This is a genomic window from [Enterobacter] lignolyticus SCF1 (assembly GCF_000164865.1).
GTDB classification, from domain to species: Bacteria; Pseudomonadota; Gammaproteobacteria; order Enterobacterales; family Enterobacteriaceae; genus Enterobacter_B; species Enterobacter_B lignolyticus.
Genome location: NC_014618.1, coordinates 634,008 through 658,706 on the forward strand (window position 1 = coordinate 634,008; position 24,699 = coordinate 658,706).

The following is a 24,699-nucleotide window of genomic DNA, read 5'->3' on the forward strand; positions in this document are numbered from 1 at the left end:
GGGGAGAGGGAACACATCAGATACCTAACGCCAGCGCCGTCCCCTGCGCGATCGCGCGTCTTGCATCCAGCTCCATCGCCACATCGCAGCCGCCGATCAAATGCACCGTCTTACCGGCGGCGCGCAGCGGATCGAGCAGATCGCGCTTTGGCTCCTGCCCGGCGCATAAAATAATATGATCGACGGGCAGCTGCTGCGGCGCACCGTCGATCAGCACATGCAGCCCCTCATCGTCGATCTTCTGATAGCTGACCGCCGGGATCATCTTCACGCCGCGGGCGAGCAGGGTGGCGCGGTGGATCCAGCCGGTGGTTTTGCCCAATCCTTCGCCCGGCTTGCTGGCCTTGCGCTGCAGCATCACAATCTGACGCGGGCTTTTCGGCAGATGCGGGCCTTCCGGACGCAGGCCGCCCTGCTGCTGCAGGCTGGTGTCGATACCCCATTCAACGCAAAACTCGGCGATGTTCTGGCTGGTGGCTTCGCCCGGCTGGCTCAGGTACATCGCGGTATCAAAACCGATGCCGCCGCAGCCGATAATCGCCACCCTCTGCCCGACCGGCCTTTTGTCGCGCAGCACGTCGAGATAGCTCAGCACCTTCGGGTGATCGATACCGTCGATAGCGGGCGTACGGGGCGTAATGCCCGTGGCGAGGACGATTTCGTCGAAGCCCAGCAGCATGTCGGCGGTGACCCTGGCGTTCAGGCGCAGCGCCACGCCGTTGAGCTCCAGCATCCGCCGGTAGTAGCGCAGGGTTTCATAAAACTCCTCTTTGCCGGGGATCTGTTTGGCGATATTAAACTGCCCGCCGGGCTCGGCGGCGGCGTCAAACAGCGTCACCTGATGGCCGCGCGCGGCGGCGTTCACGGCAAACGCCATTCCGGCCGGGCCCGCGCCCACCACCGCCAGCGTTTTACGTGTGGCGGCGGGGAGTATCGGCATGCGCGTTTCGTGGCAGGCGCGCGGGTTCACCAGGCACGAGGTCACCTTGCCGACGAAGATCTGGTCGAGGCAGGCCTGGTTGCAGCCGATGCAGGTGTTAATCTCATCGGGACGGCCGCTTTGCGCTTTGGAAAGCAGCTCGGCGTCGGCAAGGAACGGGCGCGCCATCGAGACCATGTCGGCATCGCCGCGATTGAGGATCTCGTCGGCCACGGCGGGATCGTTAATGCGGTTGGTGGTGATAAGCGGTAACGAAACGCGGCCCTTCAGTTTGCGGGTCACCCAGGTGAACGCGCCGCGCGGCACCGGCGTGGCGATGGTCGGGATCCGCGCCTCATGCCAGCCGATCCCGGTATTAATGATCGTCGCCCCGGCGGTTTCGATGGCCTGCGCCAGCTGGACGGTTTCGTCGAAATTGCCGCCGCCTTCGACCAGATCGAGCATCGACAGGCGGTAGATAATAATAAAGTTTTCGCCCACGCGCTGGCGGACGGCTTTCACCACCTCAACGGCAAAGCGCATGCGGCGGGCGTAATCGCCGCCCCAGCGATCGTCGCGGTGGTTGGTGCGGGCGACGAGGAACTCGTTAATCAGATACCCTTCGGAGCCCATGACCTCCACACCGTCATAGCCCGCTTCCCGCGCCAGCAGCGCGCACTGGGCGAAATCGTCGATAAGACCCAGGATCTCTTCGTGCGTCAGGGCATGGGGTATAAAGCGGTTGATCGGCGCCTGAATGGCCGACGGCGCGACCGGGCGCGGCTGGTAGCTGTAGCGTCCGGTATGCAAAATTTGCAGGGCGATTTTTCCCCCCTCTTTATGCACCGCGTCGGTGATGAGGCGATGGTGCGCGAGCTGGCTGGCGTCGTTAAGCACCGCGCCGCCCTCCATCCCGACGCCGGACGGCGCCGGGGCGACGCCGCCGGTGACGATCAGCGCCACGCCGTGGCGGGCGCGCTCGGCGTAAAACGCGGCCAGCCGCTCGGCGCCGTCAGGGCGCTCTTCCAGCCCGGTATGCATCGAGCCCATCAGCACGCGGTTTTTAAGCGTAGTGAAGCCCAGGTCGAGCGGGGCGAATAACGACGGGTAGTAGCTCATAAGCGGTTCCAGTATGTAAAATTATTGTTATGTGGTCGGATGAGTTACTAATTTAGCCGCCGTGGTGCAAAAGGGAAAAAGGGAATGTAGCGATTGTGATGGAATTCAAAAATTGTCTGACCCCCTCCCTCAGGAGGAAGGGGAGCGCACCAGCCCCGGCGCCTGCCACATTGACGTGGTCAGCCCGCTGTCCACCAGCCCAAGCTGGTCGGCGTACACCGCCTGCCATTTCGTCATCATCTCCTGATACAGCTCGCGGTGCGCCGGGTTTGGCGTAAACACCCGGTGCCAGCTCACCAGCTTTTCGCCCGCCGCCGCCATGTCGCCATACAGCCCGGCGCCGGTACCCGCCGCGATGGCGCAGCCCAGCGCGGTGGCCTCTCTGACCTCCGGCACGCGGACCGGCAGGCCGGTAACGTCGCTGAGGATCTGGCTCCAGAGCGCGCCTTTCGACCCGCCGCCGGCGAACACCAGGCCGTCAAAGGCGACGCCGGAAAAGCGGGAGATTTGCGCCAGGTTACAGGCGGAGACGATCGCCGCATTCTCCTCCAGCGCGCGAAACAGCGTGGCCTTGTTGCATTTTTCCGGGTCGATGGAGAGGTTAATAAACGACGGCGCCGCGTGGTACCACTGCTTAAAATGCATGGCGTCGGAGAAGATGGGCATGACGCCGTGGGAGCCCGCCGGTACGCGGGTCGCCATCTCTTCCAGCAGGCTGTAGGCGTCGACGCCGAGCCGGTCGGCAATCAGCTTTTCCTCCGCGCAAAACGCGTCGCGGAACCAGCGCATGGTCAGGCCGGTAAAGAAGCTGATGGATTCCGCCTGCACCATGCCCGGGATCACGTGCGGGTTAACGCGAATGTTCATCTCCGGGTCGGTGCGCACTTCCGGCAGGTTGACCACCTGCTGCCAGAAGGTGCCGCCCAGCACGGCGGTTTGCCCGGCGCGCACCACGCCTAAGCCCAGACAGCCCAGCTGGACGTCGCCGCCGCCCATCACCACCGGGGTGCCCGCCCGCAGCCCGCTCTGCTGCGCCGCGGCTCTGGTCACCGCGCCCAGCAGGCTGCCGGTCTCTTTTACCGGCGAGAGGATATCGGCACGCAGCCCGGCCATATCGAGCAGCGCGGGGCGCCAGTCGCGGCTGAAGAGGTCGAGCATCCCGGTGGTGCCGGCGTTGGAAGGGTCAACCGCCAGCTCGCCGGAAAGCTTTGCCGCCAGCCAGTCGCTGATCATGGTGATGGTGGCCGCCTTGCGGTAGATATCGGGGCGATGGTGAGCCAGCCACAGCAGGCGCGGCATGGCGCTCAGGGCCAGCGTCTGGCCGGAAACGCCGTACACTTCGGCTTCAAAACGGTAGTCGTGGATCTCTTTGAGTTCTGCCACTTCGCGGCTGGCGCGGGCGTCAACGTTGGCGCAGGCCCAGATGGCCTCGCCGTTGCGGTCATACAGCACAATGCCTTCGCGCATTGAGCAGCAGGCGACGGACTGAATATCGCCCGGGGAGAGCTGCGCGGTCGCCAGCGCCTGGCGGATGCACTGGCAGGCCAGCTGCCAGTTGGTGGTGAGGTCGAACTCCATGGAGCCTGGCACATTGTCCACGCTCAGGTGCTTCCATTCAGCCTGACCGACGGCTATCTGACGGCCATTGATATCGAAAATCACCGCCCGGATGCTGCCAGTCCCGGCATCTAACGCTAACAGGTAACCCATGACGTGCGCCTCGCTGTTGTTGCGCGGCGCCGGGCCGCTTATGAGGCCAGCGCCAGCACCGCGCGTGCTGTTGTCTCTTCCGTTACCAGGCCGTTGATCCGCTTACCCGCCAGGGCGGCGTAGATGGCCTGCGCTTTTTCGATACCGCCGGCCACGCCGACGATCGTCGGCAGCTGCGCCAGCTCGTCCAGCGTGACGCCGAGCAGCTCCCGGTGGATCTCCAGCCCGGCAACGGGCCGGCCGTCGGCCTGCAGGAAATAGCCGAGGATGTCGCCCACGGCGCCTTTACGGGCGTACATCAGCTGTTCGCCCTCGCTGATATACCCCGAGCGCAGGATCGTCGCGCCGCGGCGCTGATCGATAGCGCCAATGCCGACCACCGCCGCATCCGCCGCGGTAGCGGCCAGAATGACGTCGCGCACGCTCGATTCCCGACGCAGGATCTCCGCCACATCGGCCGACGATACCCGCAGCGGCGCCGGGATCATGCTGACGCTACAGGCGGCGTCCAGCTGGCCGATGCCGGTCATGTACGGCCCGACGCCGCCGGATAGCGTCACCAGCCGCACCTGCTGCGAGCTGATAAAGCCGCTTAAATGCTGCAGGCAGCTCATGGTGGTTTCGCCAAAGCCCACCGCCAGCAGCTGCCCTGGCTCCAGCACCCCCATCAGCGACTGCGCCGCGCCAATGCCCAGCCGCACGCTCATCGGCGGCGTATTAAGCGCCGGGAGGACGCGGGCGATCTTCAGGCCGAAGCGCTGCTGCAGCTCGGTTTCCAGCGCCAGGCACCCCTCGTAGCGGGAGTTGATCTGTACGCGGATCACCCCGGACTGACGGCCTTTCTCCAGCAGGCGGGAGATCTTCAGGCGCGGCAGTCCCAGGCGCTCGCCGATGTCGTTTTGCGTCAGCCCGTCGTGGTAGTAGCACCAGGCGACGCGGGCCACCAGCTCCTCTTCTGACAGTGTCAGGCCAGCGAAGCGGCTTTCATCCATTACTCGTTTTTCGCTCATGGTGTGAACTCTTATAAAATTTTAGATCAAATGTTCTGTTTTGCGATCGATGAAAATGTGAGCAGCACGGCAAAACAAATCTTTTGTCGGCTGCACAGCATTAAAAACGATTTGAATGGCGGAAATTGTGATCTCCACACGGTTATTAATATAGTTCACCGCCTACGCTTTTTGAACATAGTTATTTTTAAATATCATATGTTCAATTCCGGAGCCGTGATGACCCCACTTATTGAAGCCCGCGATATCAGTAAGCAGTTCTCAGGCGTGCCGGTGCTGAAAGGCATTGATTTCACGCTGCTTGCAGGCCAGGTGCATGCGCTGATGGGGGGTAACGGCGCAGGAAAATCGACGCTGATGAAGATCATCGCCGGAGTAGAGAGCGCGGACAGCGGTGAGCTTTACGTCAACGGTACGCCGTTTGCTCGCCTGAGCCCTGGTCAGGCGCACCAGCTCGGCATCTACCTTGTGCCGCAGGAACCCATGCTTTTTCCCAACCTCACCGTACGGGAAAATATCCTTTTTCGTCAGCCGCGGGCAAAAGAGACCGGGCAACGCCTTACCGACAAACTCCGCCAGCTGCAGTGTCAGCTCAATCTTGACGCTGCGGCCAGCACGCTAGAGGTAGCGGATCAGCAAATGGTGGAGATCCTGCGCGGGCTGATGCGCGAGGCGCGGATCCTGATCCTCGACGAGCCGACCGCCTCGTTAACCCCCGGCGAAACAGAGCGGCTGTTTCGCCAGATCCGCGCGCTGCAGGCGCTGGGGGTCGGCATCGTGTTTATCTCGCACAAGCTGCCGGAGATCCGCCAGATTGCCAGCCACATTTCGGTGATGCGCGACGGCGCGATGGTGCTGAGCGGCGAAACGGCGGCGTTTGACGACGGACAGCTGATTAGCGCCATGACGCCCGCCAACCGCGAGCATGCCCTGAGCGACGCGCAGAAGCTGTGGCTGGCGCTGCCGGGCAATCGCCGCACTCAGCCGCAGGATTTTCCGGTGCTGCGGGTGGAGGCGTTGACCGGCGAAGGGTTTATCGATCTTCAGCTTGAGATCTACGCCGGCGAGATAGTCGGGCTGGCCGGCCTGGTGGGATCCGGGCGCACCGAGTTTGCCGAAACGCTCTACGGCCTGCGGCCGGTACGCGCCGGGCGGGTGTGGCTTGAGAACCGCGACATCAGCCGCGACAGCACCCGCGCGCGGCTGGCGGGCGGGCTGGTGTATCTGCCGGAAGACAGGCAGGCGTCCGGGCTGTTTCTCGATGCGCCGGTGCGCTGGAACACGGTGATGTTTAACCAGCCGTCGCTGTGGCAGCAGGACAAACGCGAAGCGGCGGTGGTGGAACGCTATCACCGGGCGCTGGGAATCAAGCTGAACCACGGCGAGCAGCCGGTACGCACGCTCTCCGGCGGCAACCAGCAGAAGGTGCTGCTGGCGCGCTGTCTGGAGGCCAATCCGCTGCTGCTGATCGTCGACGAGCCGACCCGCGGCGTCGACGTCTCCGCCCGCGCGGATATCTACCAGCTGCTGAAAAGCGTGGCGGCGCAAAACGTGGCGGTACTGATGATCTCAAGCGATCTTGACGAATTCGTCGGGCTGGCCGACCGCGTGCTGGTGATGCACCAGGGGCGGCAGAGCGGCGAGCTGGCGAAACAGGCAGTCAGCGTCGAGCGGATGATGACGCTGGCGTTCGGGGGGCAGGCATGAAAACGTTATTAAAAAACCGCGAGCTGAGCGCGTTTCTCGCCATTCTGGCGCTGTTCGCGGTGCTGGTGGCGCTTAACCCTGCGTATCTCAGCCTGCAAACGCTGGCGATGATCTTCGCCAGCTCGCAGATCCTGTGCCTGCTGGCGCTGGGCGCGACGCTGGTGATGCTGACCCGCAATATCGACGTTTCGGTCGGCTCCACCGTCGGTCTGTGCGCCATCGCCGTCGGCGTGGCGCTCAACAACGGTTACGGGCTGGCGGCGGCGATCGCTTTTGCGCTGGCGATCGGCGCGCTGGCCGGGGCATTTAACGGCGTGCTGGTGGTGGGGCTGCGCATTCCGGCGATCGTCGCCACCCTGGGGACGCTGGGGCTTTACCGCGGCGTGATGCTGCTGTGGACCGGCGGTAAGTGGATTGAGGGGCTGCCCGACAGCCTGAAGCTGCTCTCGGCGCCGGCGTTTATCGGCGTATCGCCGCTCGGCTGGCTGGTGCTGGCGCTGCTGCTGGTCGGGGCATGGCTGCTGTCGCGTACCGCCTTTGGCCGCGATTTCTACGCAGTGGGCGATAACCTGGCGGCGGCGCGCCAGCTCGGGGTCGCGGTCAACCGCACGCGGATAGCGGCCTTCACCCTGAACGGCATGCTGGCGGCCTGCGGCGGCATCGTCTTCGCCGCGCAGATAGGCTTTGTGCCCAACCAGACCGGCAGCGGGCTGGAGATGAAGGCCATCGCCGCCTGCGTGCTGGGCGGCATCTCGCTGCTCGGCGGCACCGGGACGCTGATAGGCGCGTTCCTCGGCGCCTTCTTCCTGACCCAAATCGACACCGTTCTGGTGCTGTTCAAGCTCCCCGCCTGGTGGAACGACTTTATCGCCGGTCTGGTGCTGCTCGGCGTGCTGGTGCTCGACGGGCGCCTGCGCCAGGCGCTCGCGCGTCACCAGCGGGCGCTGAAATACAGCCGCTTTCAGCCCGGTCATAAGGGGGGAAAGCGCGTGACCCCGTTTCCCGGACGTAAAAACAAAGAGGTGGCGTAAATGAAGCTTAACTGGGAAAGCGCGCTGCTGATTTTACTGGTGCTGGAGATCCTGCTCTTTGGCGCCATCAACCCTCGCATGCTGGATATCAACCTGCTGCTGTTCAGCACCAGCGACTTTATCTGCATCGGCATTGTGGCGCTGCCGCTGACCCTGGTGATTATCAGCGGCGGCATTGATATTTCGCTCGGCTCCACCATCGGCCTGTGCGCGATTGCGCTGGGCGTGATGATGCAGGCGGGCTGGCCGATGAGCGCGGCGGTGCCGCTGACGCTGCTGCTCGGCCTGCTGTGCGGGCTGTTCAACGCTGCGCTGATCCACTACACCGGCATCAGCCCTTTGGTTATCACGCTCGGCACGCTGTACCTCTACGGCGGCGGCGCGCTGCTGCTTTCCGGCATGGCGGGCGCCACGGGCTATGAGGGCATCGGCGGGTTCCCGGACAGCTTCACGGCATTCGCCAACCTGACGCTGCTCGGGCTGCCGGTGCCGCTGGTGCTGTTTATGGTTATTACCTTTTTATTCTGGCTGCTGGCCCACCGCGGGCGCTTTGGCCGGCATCTGTTTTTACTCGGCCAGAACCCGCGCGCGGCGCGCTATGCGGCGCTGTCGGTCAACGGCATGCCCTACGCGCTGTACGGGCTGGTCGGCGTGGCTTCCGCAATTGCCGCGCTGGTGATGGTTTCCTATTTTGGCTCGGCGCGGTCGGATTTAGGCCGCGACCTGCTAATGCCGGCGCTCACCGCCGCGGTGCTCGGCGGGGCCAATATCTACGGCGGTTCAGGTTCGGTTATCGGTACTGCGCTGGCGGCTCTGCTGGTGGGGTATCTGCAGCAGGGTTTACAAATGGTCGGCATCCCCAACCAGGTGTCGAGCGCGCTGTCAGGGGCGCTGTTGGTTGTGGTGGTGATGGGACGTTCGCTGAGCTTGCACCGTGAATGGGTGCGTTCTTTCCTCACAAAAAATACCCGGAGCGTAAGATGAAAACAAAACTGATAGTCCTGGCGCTGGCAATGAGCGTGGCGACGGCGCAGGCGGCGGATCGCATTGCGTTTATTCCAAAGCTGGTCGGCGTCGGCTTCTTTACCAGCGGCGGCAACGGCGCGAAAGAGGCGGGGAAAGCGCTTGGCGCGGACGTTACCTACGATGGGCCGACCGAGCCGAGCGTCTCCGGCCAGGTGCAGCTCATCAATAACTTCGTCAACCAGGGCTATAACGCGATTATCGTCTCCGCCGTGTCGCCGGACGGCCTCTGCCCGGCGCTGAAGCGGGCGATGCAGCGCGGCGTGAAGGTGCTGACCTGGGACTCCGACACTAAGCCGGAGTGCCGCAGCATTTACATCAACCAGGGCACGCCGGAACAGCTCGGCGGCCTGCTGGTGGAGATGGCTGGTAAGCAGGTCGCTAAACCTGACGCCAAAGTCGCCTTTTTCTACTCCAGCCCCACCGTCACCGACCAGAACCAGTGGGTGAAAGAGGCGAAGGCCAAAATCGCCAAAGATCACCCCCAGTGGCAAATTGTCACCACCCAGTTTGGCTATAACGACGCGACCAAATCGCTGCAAACCGCCGAGGGGATCTTAAAAGCGTATCCGGATCTGGATGCGATCATCGCCCCGGACGCTAATGCCCTGCCAGCGGCGGCGCAGGCTGCGGAGAACCTTAAGCGCCAGGGCGTGGCGATTGTCGGCTTCAGTACGCCGAACGTAATGCGTCCGTACGTTGAGCGCGGCACGGTGAAAGCCTTCGGCCTGTGGGATGTGGTGCAGCAGGGCAAAATTGCGGTCAATGTCGCCGATCGTTTACTGAAAAAGGGCGATCTTAACCCTGGCGACAGCATTGAGGTGAAAGATCTCGGCACGCTGAAGGTCGAGCCGAACAGCGTACAGGGCTATCAGTATGAGGCGAAAGGCAACGGCATTGTGCTGCTGCCTGAGCGCGTGGTGTTTACCAAAGAGAACATCAACAACTACGACTTCTGACGGGGGATGAGATGGCAGATTTAGACGACATCAAAGACGGTAAGGATTTTGGCCTGGACACGCCGCAGAAGAACGCGCTCTACACGCTGAAAGGCTGCGGTTCGCTGGACTGGGGCATGCAGTCCAGGCTTGCGCGGATATTTAACCCGCAGAGCAACCGTACGGTGATGCTGGCGTTTGACCACGGCTATTTTCAGGGGCCGACCACCGGGCTTGAGCGCATCGACCTGTCGATTGCGCCGCTGTTTCACGATACCGACGTGCTGATGTGCACCCGCGGCGTGCTGCGCAGCCAGGTGCCTGCGGCCACCAACAAACCGGTGGTGCTGCGCGCCTCCGGCGGCAACTCGATTTTAAGCGAGCTCTCCAACGAGTGCGTGGCGGTGGCGATGGAGGATGCGCTGCGCCTTAACGTCTGCGCGGTGGCGGCGCAGGTGTATATCGGCAGCCCGCACGAGCACCAGTCGATCAATAACATTATCAAACTGGTGGATGCGGGCAACCGCTACGGCATGCCGGTGCTGGCGGTGACCGGCGTCGGGAAAGAGATGACCCGCGACGCCCGCTATTTCTCGCTGGCCAGCCGTATTGCCGCCGAGATGGGCGCGCAGTTCGTGAAAACCTATTTTGTCGATGAAGGCTTCGAAAAGGTCACCGCCAGCTGCCCGGTGCCGATAGTCATTGCCGGCGGTAAAAAGCTGCCGGAGCACGAGGCGCTGGAGATGTGCTGGCGCGCCATCGACCAGGGGGCGTCCGGCGTGGACATGGGGCGCAATATCTTCCAGTCCAGCGCGCCGCGCGCCATGCTGAAGGCGGTGAAAAAGGTGGTGCATGAGAATATGAACGCCCGCGAGGCTTATCAGTTCTGGCAGGAGGAAAAACAGGGAGAGCTGAAATGAACGTGACGCTGGTGGAGATCAACATCAAGCCGGACCGGGTCGATGAGTTTCTGGCGGTTTTTCGCGCCAACCACGAGGGCGCTATCCGCGAGCCGGGCAACCTGCGTTTCGACGTCCTGCAGGACCCGCGTGTGAAAACCCGTTTCTTTATCTATGAGGCTTACAGGGACGATGAGGCGGTGCTGGCGCATAAGCAGACGCCGCATTACCTGGCCTGCGTCGACAAACTGGAGGACCTGATGTCGGAGCCGCGGAAAAAGCGGACGTTCATCGGGCTGCTGCCGGAGATGTGAGGTTTCCCTCACCCCATAGGGGTGAGGGGAGAAACCTACGGCTTACGGAAAAACTCGTTATACAGCATATACAAATGCGCCGCGCTCCAGGAGAAGTTCGGCGCGCCCTGCTGGGCGCCGGTGAGCGGGTTGTAGTTCTCCTGAATCGGCCCGTCGCCGGTTAACCCTTTGGCGTGCTTAAAGAACGCATCGGCCAGAGTTAACGCCTCGTCACGATAGCCGTAGCGCGCCATTCCTTTGAGCCCAAACCAGAACTGATCGACCCATACCCGGCCGCGCCAGTAGATATCCGGGCCAAACGCCGGGTTGCTGAGCGCCGCGGTGCCGAGCGGCACGAAGGTGTTGAACTCTTTCGGGTCGAGCATCACTTTCACCACCGCATCGGCGTGCTGCTGCGTCGCCGCGCCGTTGAACAGCGGCGACCAGCCCTCCGGCCCCTTGCCGCGCTCGACGATGGGTTTCCCGGCGCAGCCGTTGGCCAGCGGTTTATCTTCAATGCGGATGTCGTAGTAAAAGCCGCTCTGCGGGTCGAACATGCAGGTGTTGATGTAGTCCGCGAGCGTTGTCGCCAGCGTCTGGTAATGTTTTGCCTCTTCCTGCTTGCCGAGCAGCGCCGCCATCTGCGCCAGATAGTGGTTATCGCTGTACATGTAGCTTGCCTGATCGACCGACTCCTGCAACAGGGAGTAGCCGAGCAGCGCGCCGTTCTGGCTGCGGTTTTCGGCGAATTTCACCGTCCAGTCGCTGCGCTTGCCGCCGTTCGCCACATAGCTATCCAGCTGGTCTTTATCGATAAAGCCAAATACCGCCGCGTTGTCGCGACCGGATTCCCAGGAGGCGGCGGTCTGAATGTCGCTGTCGGTCTTATTTCCCTTATCGCGGGTGGCGCCATATTCCGGCACGCCGTTGCCGTTGTGGTCGCGGTTGCGCAGCCACCAGTCGTGGTAGGCCACCAGTTTGGGATACATCTCCTCAAGCCACGCCTTGTCCTGGGTGACGTTATACACTTCCATCACCGACCAGGCCGCCAGGCTTGGCTTGGTGTTGCGTTCGTTCCAGTTGCCACCGTCGCCGCCGCGCTCGGGGCTGGGGTTCCAGGCGATCAGGTCCGGCACGAAACCGGCATCCTGCGGGCGCAGCGGATCGTCAGGCTTCACCTGCCAGGAGAAAACCGCGCGGATATTGTCTTTGGCGATAGCCGGGTTGAAATGGGCCATTGCCCAGGCCTGCTTCCAGGTATCCCACGGCCAGGTCTGGTTACCGGAGAACCAGCGGCCGGTCACCGACGGCGTTACGGTGTTGTACTTCACCGCGCCACCGGGCGAGCGCCAGTTGCCGTTGAGGGTTTCAATCGCCTTGACCGCCACGCGGGTTTGCTCCGCGGTGGCATTCGGGTTGGTTAGCCCTTTTTGCAGATAGCCGTCCCAGCGCTTGCGCGAGGCGTTCAGGTACCATGACGGGCGCGCAAGAATATCGCGGATCTGCGCCTTCTCGTGCCGCGCCTCGGCGGCGGTCAGCAGGTGCGACCAGGTGGTGTATATCGTCGTCGAGCCGTTCACCTGCGCGGTGCTGGTAAAGCGATGCCCGTCGATGCGGGTCTGCGCGGGTATCGAGCGGTGTACCTGATATTCCGACTCGCCGGAGGTCATCAGGTCGGAAGCGGCGCGCACTTTACCAAACGTGACCGTCAGGCCGTCGTGGGTGGCGACCAGCTGCCGTCGGTAGTCCGGAAACGCGTCGTCGATGGTTTTATCCGACTGCGGTTTGCCGTCTTTGGCCTCCAGCTTCTCCAGCAGTTCGCCGTCCCATACCAGCGTCAGCGGGCCGCTGCTGGTGATGCGGGTCTCCAGCAGCGAGGTGTGCGGGCTGGCGAAGCGCAGGGTCATCATCACCCTGACGCCCCTGGCGGTCAGGCTCTGGAACAGCGCGCCGGGCTCGCTCCACGCCTTCAGGCTGAAGTCGACTTTTTTCCCGTTGCGGTACACCGTCAGGCGATCAAAATTGGTCGCCATAAAGTTGATGTACTCTTCGGTCAGCAGCGCCGGCCCGGGAAAGCCGCCCATGGTCGCCGGACCGTCCGGCAGCAGGTGCCCATGCCAGGCGCCAAGATCGAAAAACGGGCTAAAGCGCTGGTGGTCGTCGCTATCGAAATCGCGCATGTACTGCGGCGCGCCGGTGCGGTTGATGACGTTTTTAAAATCATCCGCCGTCGCCGCGTGCGCCGATACGCTCAGCAGCAGCGCGGGGAGCAGCGGCGTCAACGAAGGGGTTATCTTCATGCTGTTCCTTAATGCGTATGTGACGCGGGCGAGGCTTCAATCTGCTGCTCTTCTCGCGACAGTCCCTTGATATATTTACTGTATTTCCACCAGGCAAAGCCGAGGAAGATAACAATGCCGCCGACGTTATAGAAAACGATCGTCAGGATGTTGCCGCCGGTCGGGAAGGTGGAGGCGATAAAGCCGACGGTGAAAATCACGATCAGCATCGACACCACCACGATCCCTGTGCGGCGCGAACCCATGGTGAAGTCGCGCGGCAGATGATCGAGCTTCAGGCGCAGGTTGAGGTAGGCCAGCATGATGAACAGCGGCGGCAGCATGGAGGCCGCGGCGGTCATGTTGATGATGGTGTTCATCAGATCCTGCACCGTGTTGGAGCCCATGGTCGGGATTATCATCAGCGGAATGACGATAAGGTACTGGATCCACGCCGCGCGCGCCGGGACGCCGTTCTCATTCAGCTCGACGGTCTTTTTACCGAAAATGCCGGACGGGATTTCCGAGAAGAAGATTTTCACCGGCGTGGCGGTCCACATCAGCAGCGAGCCGAACATGGCGGTGAAGGAGACCAGGCCCACGAAGCGGTTCATCAGCACTTCCGGCAGGCCGAAGTACGTCGCCAGGCCGTGGAATACCTGCACCGAACCGCCGGTGTATTTCAGCTCCTTACTGTGCACAAAGACGTTAATCAGCACGGAGGAGATGGAGTAGAGCACGCCGATGAAGATCCCGGCGAGGATGATCACTTTGACGAAGGACTTCGAGCCGCCCTTGACGTCGTTTACGTATACCGCCACGGACTCCGCGCCGCCCGCGGCCATGAAGATCCACGTGGTGATCCCGAGGAACGCCCAGTTAAAGTTCGGGATCATCGCCTCGACGGTGATTGGATCCGCAGGCTGGATCCCGCCCGCCAGCGCGGCGCCGGCCAGCAGGATGTAGGAGAGGGTCAGCAGCAGCATCAGCGTGGAGGTGACCGAGGTAATCGGCCCCAGCATTTTCGCGCCGTTGGTCGACACCCACGTGGAGAAGGCGAACAGCACCATGCTCAGTACGGTGGTGGCGAACGGCGTAAGGATATATTCATAGCCGAGGAAGGCATAGGACGCGTAGGCGATAACGCGCGGCAGCAGCGAGGTAAAAAAGAACAGGTTCACAAACCAGTAGGTGTAGGCGGTGATAAACGCCCAGCGCCCGCCGAGCGAGCTTTTTACCCAGGCGTAGACGCCGGCTTCCGAGTTTTTATTCAGCGACACGAACTCGGCGATAATCAGACAGAACGGGATGAAGTAGAACAGGGTCGCCAGAAAGAACATCGGCGCTGACGCCAGCCCCAGCTCGATATTGTTATTAATGACGTTGTTAAAACTATAAACGGCGGCGAAAGTCAGCGAAAGCAGGCCGAACTTGCCGATTGTATTACGTTTGGTATCAGACATAACACATCTCCACACAATGTCCCTCAGAGGGTAGCTGAAGGGGTTTGTGTCGTTTGTAGGATAGAGGCGGTCAATGATTAATGTGTATTTTAGTAAATATTTTAGTAAATAAAATCAGTAAAATTTGTTTGCTTTAACTCGATCACGAAATTTCGTTTACAAGCCCGCAAACTCCCGGCATAAAAAATCCCGCCAGCGACCGGGGACGCTGACGGGAAACCGGAAACCTTATTTTGTCGCCTCAGGCGCGGCGGACAGGCTCGCGAGCTGCTGCTTTTGTTGTTTTTTCTCAAATCGGGTGATCCACCACCACGCCAGCCCTGAGAAGACCGCGGTCATAAAGACGTTGATAAAGAAGGCGTTCACCAGGTCAACGCCCGGCGGGAAGGCGGAGGCGGTCATGCTGACCACAAAAATCACGATAAGCATTGAGACCACGCTCATCCCCACGGTCTTTGAGCCCATGCGGAAATCGCGCGGCGTGTCGTCGTGTTTCCAGCGGAAGACGAAGTAGGCCACCATAATGAACAGCGGCGGCAGCATGGCGGTACCCGCGGTCAGGTTAATCGCCGTGTTCATCATTTGCTGAACGCTTTGTGAACCAAAACCGTTGATAATCAGCATGATAAAAACGAAAAGGAACTGCCACCACGCGGCGCGCACCGGTACGCCGTGGGCGTTAAGCTCGGTGGTTTTCTGGCCGTAGATCCCCTTTGGAATTTCCGAGAAGTGAATTTTTACCGGCGCGGCGGTCCACATCATCATGCTGCCAAAGATAGCGATGAACAGGATAATGCCGACAAAGCGGCCCATCAGCAGCTCAGAGATATGGAAATAGGCGCCCAGCCCGGTGAAGATCTCCACCATCCCGCCCGCGTAGGTCAGGTTTTCACGGGCGACGAAGACGTTGACCAGCAGCGATCCCAGCGCGTACATCCCGCCAATCAGCACCCCGGCGAAGATGATGACCTTAATAAAGGATTTCTGCCCGCCTTTGGTATCGTTGAGGTACGCCGCGACGGTTTCCGCACCGCCGGCGGCCTGGAAAATCCAGCACATGATGCCAAGCGTCGCCCAGTTGATGGTTGGCTCCATCGCCGCGAGGGTGATGGGCTGCGCCGGAACGTGGCCGGAGCCCAGCGCGGTAAAGGCGCCCGCTACATAAATGGCGAACAGCGCAAACACGCCGTAGGCGACGCATTCGGAAATTTTACCCAGCCAGGTCGCCCCTTTGGTGGAGATGTGGGTCGCCATGGCGAACAGCGCAATCGATATCACCGAGGTGACCATCGGGGAGAAGGGTACGGCGTACCCCATAATGGCGTAGGAGGCGTAAGCCACCACGTTCGGCAGCAGCGAAATGAAGAAGAACAGGTTGACGAACCAGTAGAGGAACGACCCTAAATACGCGGCGCGCGTGCCTAACGGCTGCTTCAGCCAGGCGTACATCCCGGATTCGGAGTTTTTATTGGCGGAGACGAACTCGGCGATAATAAAAACGAAGGGAATGAAGTACACTACGGTGGCGAACAGAAAAATGGGCGCGGAGCTGAGCCCCAATTCGATGTTGTTGTTAACGATATTACGTACGTTAAACACCGCGGTGAACGCCATCGAAAGCAAGGCGAATTTACCTATTTTGGCGCGAACTGATTCGGACATACGTCCTCCGGAAAAATCATAATACCCCCTGCGGGGCTGGTGCCAGGAAGGTCAACGGCTGCGCCGTCGGCCTTCCGTCCTGCATCACACGGCAATCACTTATTCAGAAAATAACCGTCCTCAATGGTGACTCTGAGCACCACTTTCTTCACCGGGGCGTCGCAGATAAAGCGGTAGGCCTCGCTGTTGTCGCAGACAATCATCTGCCCCTCGTGCACCTGCACGGTATCGCCGATGCCCTTCAGGTACTCCCTGTCGGTTTCGTCGCGGTAGCACTCCACCGTCTGCAGCTGCGCTTTCGGCGCGTACTCAATTTTCTGCTGCCCCTGCAGGTAGTAGTGCACCTCAAAGTAGCGGCGGTGGCCGACGAACAGCGCGTCGGTCGTGCTGTCGGCCTCCACGCGGTACGACAGTGAATCGCCGATGGAGTGCGCCACGCCCGGGCGGATGTTGTCGATGTTGCTGATGGCTTCCACGCAGCGCTGCCACTTGCGTCCGCTGTGATAAACCTGCTTAAAGTGTTCTAAATTATCGAGAATTCTCATTTTTCAGCCTCGCTGTGCGAAACGGGGGAAAAGAAATCGGCGCCGAACGCGTGGTTCGCCAGCACCTGCGAGGTGCTGCATCCGCCCTCCAACGGCAGCAGCGTAAAGCCGTAGTTGAACGGTTTGAGCCACACGCGCCAGCTGTCCAGCACCTCGCTGCCCCAGGAGTTGGAGCCGAGGCCCAGCAGCTGGTCGTCGAGGTTCAGCGTGATGTCGTCGCTGCGCTGCAGCTCGTTGCAGTGCTGGGCGGCGTGGATATTTTCCGCGGTATAGTGCCAGGCGCTGACGTTAATCGGCCTGCGCGGGACCACCAGCAGGCCGTTGCCGTGACGGCTGGTGAACGAGGCCCAGCGGACGTGCTGGCGGTTGCCGTTGTTCTGCGGGAACGGGTAGTTCACGAACATCTCGTCTACGGTGGTGCGCCAGATGTCGATAATGTTGCACTGCTGGCTGTCGGCGTAGTTTTCGCCCGGGCCGCGGCCGTAGTAGTTCACCTGCTCAAACTCGCCGTTGATGCCCAGCATAAAGCCGATGCACGGGACGATGTGCGGGTAGTCGCCGTAGCGTTCGCCCTGCAGCTCCACGTTGATGTGTCCCTGCGGCGTTATCTGCCAGCGGTAGGTGCAGCGCATGCCGAAATCAAACACCGGCGGCGCAATGATGCTGCGGGTGGTAACGATAACGGTATCGCCCTGGCGCTCGGTGTGAAATTCGCGCAGGTGCTCCTGCATGATTTGCAGGTGCGCCGGTTGCCACAGCCCCTCGTATTCCTGCTTGTGGTTATCAATCATCGGCTTGAAGAAGTTGATCTTCGGCTCGCGGGTGACCTGATCGACGCCGTTAACCTGCCAGTGCGTCAGCTTGCCGCTGACTTTGGAGAACACCGCGCGGAAGTTGTGGCCGCTGATGGTGTAGCTCAGGCGATCGTCGGCAACGCTCAGCGGCGTGGCGCTGGCGTTAATAAGCGGCGTTTTTACCGCCGTTCGCGCTTTCAACGGGAACTGATAGACGGCGATGGCGTGGTTGGCGTCGCTGTACGGTGTGCGGGAATCCTTCGTCACCATCACGTTAACGAACGCTTCGCGCTCGTCGAGCGCGGGCATCGTAATCCGGACCTCGCGGCCGCTGTTCGGCGCCAGGTCGCGCACCTTTAGCACTTCGCTGGAGAGCGTTTCGCCTTCGGCGCGGACTTCCACGCGCAGGGTGTAGTCGTCCAGGGTAGAGAACCACAGCTTGTTGTCGACGCGCAGCTCGCCGCGGGCAAGATCCGTGGCCTGAACCTTCACCGGCGCGATGACCTGTTTGTACTCCCTGAGCCCCGGCCCCGGGGTCTGGTCGGAGAAAATCAGCCCGTCGAGGCAGAAGTTATAGTTGTTCGGGTAGTCGCCGTAGTCGCCGCCGTACTTGTACCACACCGCGCCGCTGTCGTCGGTCGCCTGAATGCCGTGATCGCACCACTCCCACACGTAGTGGCCCTGAATGCTGTCATGCTGGTAAAAGACGTTCTGGTATTCCGTCAGCCCGCCGGGGCCGTTGCCCATGGCGTGGGCATATTCGCAGATAATGCGCGGCTTGGCGTGCGGGTACTCGCCAAACTCGTTCATCAGCGGCACGCGGGTATACATCGTGGAGATGATATCCACCACTTCGGCGTCGCGGTCCTCTTCATAATGCACCAGCCGGGTATCGTCCAGCGCCCTGGTGGCGTGGTACATCGCGCGGATATTGCAGCCGTAGCCGGACTCATTGCCCAGCGACCAGATGACGATCGACGGATGGTTTTTCTGTGCATGGACGTGGCGCACGATGCGCTCGACGTAGATATGCTCCCAGGCCGGGTCGTCGGTAATGGCGCTCAGATTGCCGACGTTGGCGAAACCGTGGGACTCCACGTCGGTTTCCGCCATCACGAACAGGCCATAAATATCGCACAGCTCGTAGAAGCGGGGATCGTTCGGGTAATGGGCGGTACGCACTGAGTTGATGTTGTGCTGCTTCATCAACTGCAGGTCCTTTTCCACCCGCTCCATGCCGACGGCGCGCCCTTTCAGATGGTCGTTATCGTGGCGGTTCACGCCGTGCAGCATGACGTAACGGTTGTTGATATAAAACAGCCCATCGCGCACTTTGATGTCGCGAAAGCCCACGCGCTGCGGGATGATTTCCAGAACCTCGCCCGCTGCGTTTTTCAGCGTCATCACCAGGTGATAGAGGTACGGGTTTTCCGCTGACCACTGCTGCGGCGCTTTCACGTCGATGGCGAAGTGGGCGTGCGCCGTCTGGTCTACCGCGATGCTGCCGGTTTTCCCCTGATACAGCGCCTGTTCGCCGTCGAACAGAACGTACTCCAGGGTGGCCGCGTCGGGCCGTGCGGCGAGGTTTTCCAGCTGCAGCTGGCAGGAGAGGGTCGCATCGCGGTAGTCGTCGTTAAAGTCGGTGCGGACGGTGAAATCCTGCACGTGCAGCGGGGTTTTCCCGACCAGGTAAACGTCGCGGAAAATGCCCGCCGACCACCACATGTCCTGATCTTCAATGTAGGTCGAATCCGCCCACTGCATGACCCGGACGCACAGCAGGTTATCGCCGGTTTTCACCGCGGCGCTGATATCGAATTCCGCCGTCAGACGGCTGCCTTTGCTAAAGCCGATGTACTGGCCGTTAACGTAGACCTCAAAATAGGTTTCGACACCGTCGAATTTAATCAGGGTTTGCTTGCCCTGCCAGCCTTCGCTGAGGGTGAAGGTGCGCTGATAGGCGCCGGTTGGGTTATCCGTCGGGACATAGGGAACGTCAATCGGGAACGGGAAGCCTTCATCGGTATACTGCAGCTGGCCGTGGCCTTCCATCTGCCACATGCCCGGCACGGTAATCGGCTCCCAGCCGCTGATGTACTGCGAGGTAAACGCCTCGGGCACCAGCAGCGGGTTGCTGAAAAAGCGAAAGTTCCATTGTCCGCTGAGGGACAAAAAGCGGCTGCTGGTTTCGCGGGCGAAGGTCCGCGCCTGCGCCGTCGAATCGTACGAGAAGAAGTACGCGCGCGGCGGCAGCCTGTTTTCATGAGTGAGCTGAAGATTTTCCCAGCGATTCATATCGCCTCCCTGAACGGATCTGAGTAGTTACTCGGTATTTTAGTAAAACTTTTACTAAATAAAATGAGTAAAACCGATTTACTTTAACGCGATCACAAAATGAACGCTGGAGGGGGCCAGGAGAAGGAGCTGCCGGAAGCGCGGCTGGCGCGCTCCGGAATCAGGCGTCGTTAACGGGTGGTGCCGCGCAGCTTGAGCTTGCTCGGCACAAAGACGTTCAGCGGCAGCGCGCGGCCGTCGCGGGCTTTTTCAAACAGCAGGTTAACGCCCTGGCTGCCCATCATTTCTGAATGAATGCGCACAGTAGAGAGCGGCGGGAAGGTGAAGCGGGCGGTCGGGATATCGTTGACGCTGATCAGCGAAATATCCTGCGGGATAGCCAGCCCGCGCTCGTGGATAGCGCGCAGTACGCCGATGGCGATAGAGTCAGAAGCGACAAACAGCGCGTCCGGATAGTCTCCCTTTGCCAGCATGGTTCTGGCGAGTTCATAGCCTGACGAGCTGGAGAAGCCGCCCCGCCAGATGTCGGCGTCGGATACCACGCCTTTGAGATGGCCATACTCGACGAACGCCGCCTCGCGGATATCCGCTTTGCCGGGCTCGTCTTCGCCGCCGATAAACCCGATACGGGTGGCGCCCTGGGCGATAAAGAAATCGATAACCTCTTTGGCGATGCGCACAAGGTCGATGTCCACGGCGTCATAGTCGCTGCCCGGCTCGTGGAAATCGATATAGCAGATGTTATCGGTAAGCGATGTGGCGGTGTCGCGAATCGCCTGCGAGGGCTTGCCGACAATCAGCACACCGGTGGTTTTTTTCAGGTCCGGCTGCGTATTGTTGAGATAGCAGTTGGTGAGCTCAATCCCCAGCTTTTCGCACTGCGTTTCGATGCCGTGACGAATAGCGAGGTAGTAAGGATCGTTGATTTCCAGCTCCTGCTGGTAGCTGTAGAGCGCCAGAATATGATGATGACCGACCGCGTGCACCTGGGTTTTGCGCGAACTGCTGGTTCTGTACTCCAGCTTTTCGGCGATCTCCAGGATGCGGTGCTTGGTGGCTTCTTTGACGTTCAGGGTCGGGTCGTCGTTCAACACCCGCGAGACCGTGGCCAGCGAAACGCCTGCTTCGGCTGCAATATCTTTTAATGTTGCCATCTTTTTCCTTAACTGACGTAAGCGCGCATCCATTGTAAAGCAAGCGCCGGTTCATGCATCTGTTTTCAGTAAACATCCCGCGCTTTACTTTACGCGAACCGAAGGTTTTTTCCCGCGGAAAAGAGTGATGGACGTAGCATTCCTGCCAGCATGATACTGAACTCTGGAAAAAGTTTGCTATATTTTACTAAACTTTTACCTGGAGGGGAAAGATGGAGACTGTTGCTTACGACGATTTCGCCAGACTGGAAATCCGTACCGGAACGATAACCGCGGTGAAACGCCATGAGAACGCCGATAAGCTGTACATCGCGCAGATTGACGTCGGCGGGCGCACGCTGCAGACCGTGACCAGCCTGGTTCCTTATTATCAGGAGGAGGAGCTGTTGGGCAAACACGTCGTGGTGCTGTGCAACCTGGCGAAGGCCAAAATGCGCGGCGAAGTGTCGGAATGTATGCTGCTGTGCGCCGAAACCGATGACGCCAGCGAGAGCGTCCTGCTGACGCCGGAGCGCGTGATGCCGGCAGGTATTCGCGTGGTCTGACTTTTCATTTTCCTCCCCCGCTTGCGTTCGGGAGCGGGGGAAGGCCAGCACATTTTATGAACAAAACGTACAAAAAAATGTACACACCTGCCTGCGCTTATTTTCTCCAATGCTAAAATCCATAATATTAATGCAGAAATAACCTGTGCCATAATTCGCCGGTTTTTTTTAGTGCAGCCATTTATTTCTGTTACTGATTATTCTCTTTTATTTAAGGATTTAACGCATGGATTTTCATACCATTAATGACGTCAATGGTGACGTCATGCATGCCTTTACCTTCGCGCAGCAAACGAGGCCGCTATCGGCCCAGCAGGTTTTGTTTAATGCGCTTACTCCGGTAAGCCAGCCCTTTTTTATCGCGGCAGGCGAGACGTATCAATTTAGTCCGGATCGGGAAAGCGCCGGGATCGTGCTGTTATCCACTGGAATTGGCTCGGTATGCCATAAAGAAAATCATCTCTACATCTCTTCCGCATTTGCCCCCACCGTGCTGGGATTAATTGACGGCTATAGCCTTTATTACAATGTCCCGGCCCGGCCGCAGCATTATTTTTATGCTGAAACGGATTGCGAAGGTTATTTCGTGCCGCTGAATAAGTTTGTTGAGATTGCGGATGAACAAAACCTCTGGCATGACGTTGCCCGGATTCTGGCGCACCGCTTAATTGTGATGAGCGCGCGCGAGCAGGAGCTGGTCGGTGTTGATTCCTATCTTAAGGTGCGCTCGCTGATTCTGGAGCTGTGGACCTACCCGGAGGAGTATCGCAAAGGGATTAATGTGGTGAGCTTCATACAGCGGCGTACCGGGCTGTCGCGCAGCCGCACGATGACGTTTTTGTCCGAGCTGCGTAAGGGCGGCTATATTACTATCGTGCGCGGTAAGCTGACCTCGGTGGATCAAAAGCTTCCGGTCGCCTATTGAGCGTTAACGGCGCTAACCTCATCTTTAACGTTATCCTTAATTTTATATTGCAGCGGTCACTTAGAATATATTATATCTTCTATATAAGAAGTCTTTTGCGTGTGCCAGAGATTGGCTTGATTATATTAACACTAACGAATAATAGGCCGTCAAAAAAACATACGGAAACAATGCGTTAAGAAAGATCCTATATAGGACAAATATTGGCATTGAAACGCCGCTGGCGCTTCCTGATAATAATATCACTTTAGTTTGGCTATTCTTCTGGTGTTTCGCACTGAAATGCTGTGTGAATATTGTCTCTGCAATCGGATTTGGACGTTTATGAGGCCATGAAATCTCCGTCAGACCGTCATAACTAAAGCGTTACCGGCATCATTTGATAATAAGTCGCATCAGCGATTCGGGCCTTTCATTGCCTTAAAAAAATGATTCCGGATTTTTATTTTTTAATTTCAGGAAAGAGCTTGTATGAAAAAGCATGTATTAGCAATGGTGGTTACTGCAATGATGGCGGGGGGCGCGGCGACGGCGGCGCAGGCGGATTCAACGACCGTATCCGGCGGTACGGTGAATTTTGTCGGCCAGGTGGTTGATGCCGCCTGCGCCGTCTCCGCGGACTCCACCGATCAAACCGTCACGTTAAGCCAGGTGCGTACGGCGAAACTGACCACGGCGGGCATGACGGCAAACCAGAAAGAGGCGTTCAGCATCAAGCTTGCGGACTGCGATACCACGGTTAGCCAGAATGCGGCGGTTATCTTCAACGGGCAGCAGGACAGCATTCAGGTTGGCGCGCTGGCGAATACCGCGGGCGCTGGCTCAGCGACGAATGTTGCGCTGCAGCTCTACGGTCCGGATGGTCAGACGCTGAACGTGGGCGATACCTCCGCGGCGATCGTTCTGGTGGACGGTTCAAACACCCTTCCTCTGAGCGTGGACTATATCGCCACCGGTGCGGCCACCGCAGGCAACGTCGCGGCGACCGCCACCTTTAACATGGTGTATTCCTGATATGGCGCGCCCCCGGCCAGCCCGGCGGGGGTTCTCCTGACGCTGTTGTAAGAGGAGTACGTTATGCGGCTGGACGCGCATCGTCCCGTTTTTCCCTTGCTGCTTTCCCTTGTCGCCGCGCCGTCTGCCTATGCGGGCAACCATCACTACGTGAATATTCACGGCGGCGATGTGCATTTCTTTGGCCAGGTGGTGAACGCCGCCTGTTCGGTCAGCGCCGACAGCCGGAACCAGACCGTGCAGATGGGGCAGGTTCGCAGCAACCAGTTTGCCTCGCTGGGCGACTGGGAAGACCCGCAGCCTTTTCAGATAGCGCTGGAGGATTGCGATACCGCCGTCAGCCAGAACGTCGGCGTGCTGTTTACCGGCGAATCAGACGGTAAAGATCCGCTGGTGTTTCGCGCAGGCTACGGCGCAGGCGCGGCTCATGGCGTCGGGATCGGCATCTTTGACGGCGCAGGCAACCTGCTCGTCCCCGATACCCGGCCTCCCTGGTTCGCCCCGCTGCAGGAGGGCGAAACCGTACTCAGCTACACCGCCCGCTACCGCGCCACCGACCGCCGGGTGAAAGCCGGCAGCGCCAGCGCCCAGGTATGGTTCAACGTGATTTATCAGTAAATCGCGACTCACGACTAAAGAGACTGACATTCTAATGAAAGCCAAATTACACCGCCGCCAGCCGGTCTGGCCGCGCATGTGCCTGTTCGCCGCCACCCTGGGGATTGCCGCCGGGGCCCATGCGGGCGGCGTGGCGCTGGGCGCAACCCGCGTTATCTATCCGCAGGGCGAGAAACAGGTTTCGCTGCCGCTGACGAACTCATCGGAAAACAACGACTTCCTGATCCAGTCATGGGTGGCGAACCCGGACGGCGCAAAGTCGCAGGACTTCGTAATAACGCCGCCGCTGTTCGTGATTCACCCGAAAAAAGAGAACACCCTGCGCATTATGTACGTCGGACCCGGCCTGCCAGAGGATCGCGAAAGCGTGTTTTACCTCAACAGCAAGGCCATTCCGTCGGTGGATAAAAGCAAACTGGCGAGCAATACCCTGCAAATCGCTACCCAGAGCGTGATCAAACTGTTTATTCGTCCAAAGCGCCTGCCGACGCCGTCGGTCGACGCGCCGAAAACGCTGACCTGCCGGCAGGGCGGCGGCAAGGTGACGGTGAACAATCCCTCGCCTTACTACGTCTCGCTGGTGCAGTTCTATGTCGGCGGCGCGCGGCTGCCGAACTCCATGGTGGCGCCTAAAAACAGCCTGACGGTGGCGGTGCCCGGCGGTCAGGACGGCAAAGTCAGTTTTCAGACCGTCAACGATTTCGGCGCCAATACGCCAACCCAATTCTGCTCGGGTTAATCCCTGCAACCTGAAGG

General features: G+C 60.0%; 20 protein-coding genes. 11 read left to right on the forward strand and 9 right to left on the reverse strand.

What is annotated here, in order from left to right; all coding sequences use genetic code 11:
* Positions 1-16: 16 nt before the first annotated feature.
* The 3 genes from ENTCL_RS03070 to lsrR form a co-directional block, all read right to left on the reverse strand.
* Positions 17-2,038: an NADPH-dependent 2,4-dienoyl-CoA reductase gene (locus ENTCL_RS03070; RefSeq protein WP_013364641.1), complete on the reverse strand. Its 2,022-nt coding sequence runs from the start codon at positions 2,036-2,038 to the stop codon at positions 17-19.
* A gap of 129 nt (positions 2,039-2,167) precedes the next feature.
* A complete protein-coding gene (gene lsrK, locus ENTCL_RS03075) occupies positions 2,168-3,748 on the reverse strand; it encodes an autoinducer-2 kinase (RefSeq protein WP_013364642.1) in 1,581 nt (526 codons plus the stop codon).
* A 38-nt stretch (positions 3,749-3,786) separates the two neighbouring features.
* Positions 3,787-4,758, reverse strand: a complete 972-nt coding sequence (lsrR, locus tag ENTCL_RS03080; protein ID WP_013364643.1) for a transcriptional regulator LsrR — start codon at positions 4,756-4,758, stop codon at positions 3,787-3,789.
* 198 nt (positions 4,759-4,956) lie between these two features.
* Here lsrR and lsrA point away from each other — a divergent pair, with 198 nt between their 5' ends.
* From lsrA to lsrG, 6 genes are read left to right on the forward strand one after another with little or no spacing between them, the layout of a single operon-like run.
* Entirely contained in the window at positions 4,957-6,465 is a 1,509-nt protein-coding gene (lsrA, locus tag ENTCL_RS03085) for an autoinducer 2 ABC transporter ATP-binding protein LsrA (protein WP_275248899.1), read from the forward strand.
* Positions 6,462-7,496: an autoinducer 2 ABC transporter permease LsrC gene (lsrC, locus tag ENTCL_RS03090; RefSeq protein ID WP_013364645.1), complete on the forward strand. Its 1,035-nt coding sequence runs from the start codon at positions 6,462-6,464 to the stop codon at positions 7,494-7,496. The genes lsrA and lsrC overlap by 4 nt, the downstream gene beginning before the upstream one ends.
* Positions 7,497-8,480, forward strand: a complete 984-nt coding sequence (lsrD, locus tag ENTCL_RS03095; protein WP_013364646.1) for an autoinducer 2 ABC transporter permease LsrD — start codon at positions 7,497-7,499, stop codon at positions 8,478-8,480.
* On the forward strand, positions 8,477-9,478 hold the full coding sequence (lsrB, locus tag ENTCL_RS03100) for an autoinducer 2 ABC transporter substrate-binding protein LsrB (protein ID WP_013364647.1): 1,002 nt from the start codon (positions 8,477-8,479) through the stop codon (positions 9,476-9,478). Before lsrD ends, lsrB begins: the two co-directional genes overlap by 4 nt.
* An 11-nt stretch (positions 9,479-9,489) precedes the next feature.
* Positions 9,490-10,377, forward strand: coding sequence for a 3-hydroxy-5-phosphonooxypentane-2,4-dione thiolase (gene lsrF, locus ENTCL_RS03105; protein WP_013364648.1), 888 nt, complete (start codon positions 9,490-9,492; stop codon positions 10,375-10,377).
* Complete coding sequence (gene lsrG, locus ENTCL_RS03110; protein WP_013364649.1) at positions 10,374-10,670, forward strand: (4S)-4-hydroxy-5-phosphonooxypentane-2,3-dione isomerase; 297 nt, start codon at positions 10,374-10,376, stop codon at positions 10,668-10,670. The genes lsrF and lsrG overlap by 4 nt, the downstream gene beginning before the upstream one ends.
* Before the next feature lie 35 nt (positions 10,671-10,705).
* On the opposite strand, the gene ygjK is transcribed toward lsrG, so the two are convergent.
* From ygjK to ebgR, 6 genes are all read right to left on the reverse strand, one after another.
* On the reverse strand, positions 10,706-12,949 hold the full coding sequence (gene ygjK / locus ENTCL_RS03115) for an alpha-glucosidase (RefSeq protein WP_013364650.1): 2,244 nt from the start codon (positions 12,947-12,949) through the stop codon (positions 10,706-10,708).
* Between the two features lie 8 nt (positions 12,950-12,957).
* Positions 12,958-14,391 carry an amino acid permease gene (locus ENTCL_RS03120; RefSeq protein WP_013364651.1) on the reverse strand — a complete coding sequence of 478 codons (1,434 nt, stop codon included), beginning with the start codon at positions 14,389-14,391 and terminating at the stop codon, positions 12,958-12,960.
* Positions 14,392-14,619: 228 nt separating this feature from the next.
* The gene (locus tag ENTCL_RS03125; RefSeq protein ID WP_013364652.1) at positions 14,620-16,053 is read right to left on the reverse strand and encodes an amino acid permease; all 1,434 of its coding nucleotides are present in this window, start codon (positions 16,051-16,053) and stop codon (positions 14,620-14,622) included.
* A 95-nt stretch (positions 16,054-16,148) separates the two neighbouring features.
* Entirely contained in the window at positions 16,149-16,598 is a 450-nt protein-coding gene (locus ENTCL_RS03130; RefSeq protein WP_013364653.1) for a beta-galactosidase subunit beta, read from the reverse strand.
* Complete coding sequence (ebgA, locus tag ENTCL_RS03135; RefSeq protein ID WP_013364654.1) at positions 16,595-19,687, reverse strand: beta-galactosidase subunit alpha; 3,093 nt, start codon at positions 19,685-19,687, stop codon at positions 16,595-16,597. Before ebgA ends, ENTCL_RS03130 begins: the two co-directional genes overlap by 4 nt.
* A gap of 170 nt (positions 19,688-19,857) precedes the next feature.
* Positions 19,858-20,841, reverse strand: a complete 984-nt coding sequence (gene ebgR, locus ENTCL_RS03140; protein WP_013364655.1) for a transcriptional regulator EbgR — start codon at positions 20,839-20,841, stop codon at positions 19,858-19,860.
* Between the two features lie 212 nt (positions 20,842-21,053).
* On the opposite strand from ebgR, the gene ENTCL_RS03145 reads away from it, so the two are divergent.
* The 5 genes from ENTCL_RS03145 (at position 21,054) to ENTCL_RS03165 (ending at position 24,682) form a co-directional block, all read left to right on the forward strand.
* Complete coding sequence (locus tag ENTCL_RS03145; protein WP_013364656.1) at positions 21,054-21,386, forward strand: tRNA-binding protein; 333 nt, start codon at positions 21,054-21,056, stop codon at positions 21,384-21,386.
* A gap of 226 nt (positions 21,387-21,612) precedes the next feature.
* Positions 21,613-22,311 (forward strand): winged helix-turn-helix transcriptional regulator, encoded by a 699-nt coding sequence (locus ENTCL_RS03150; protein WP_013364657.1) that lies wholly within the window; start codon positions 21,613-21,615, stop codon positions 22,309-22,311.
* A gap of 471 nt (positions 22,312-22,782) precedes the next feature.
* On the forward strand, positions 22,783-23,325 hold the full coding sequence (locus ENTCL_RS03155; protein WP_013364658.1) for a fimbrial protein BcfA: 543 nt from the start codon (positions 22,783-22,785) through the stop codon (positions 23,323-23,325).
* Between the two features lie 63 nt (positions 23,326-23,388).
* Positions 23,389-23,943, forward strand: coding sequence for a fimbrial protein (locus ENTCL_RS03160; RefSeq protein ID WP_013364659.1), 555 nt, complete (start codon positions 23,389-23,391; stop codon positions 23,941-23,943).
* 76 nt (positions 23,944-24,019) lie between these two features.
* Positions 24,020-24,682, forward strand: a complete 663-nt coding sequence (locus tag ENTCL_RS03165; RefSeq protein WP_044612056.1) for a fimbria/pilus periplasmic chaperone — start codon at positions 24,020-24,022, stop codon at positions 24,680-24,682.
* Positions 24,683-24,699: the final 17 nt, after the last annotated feature.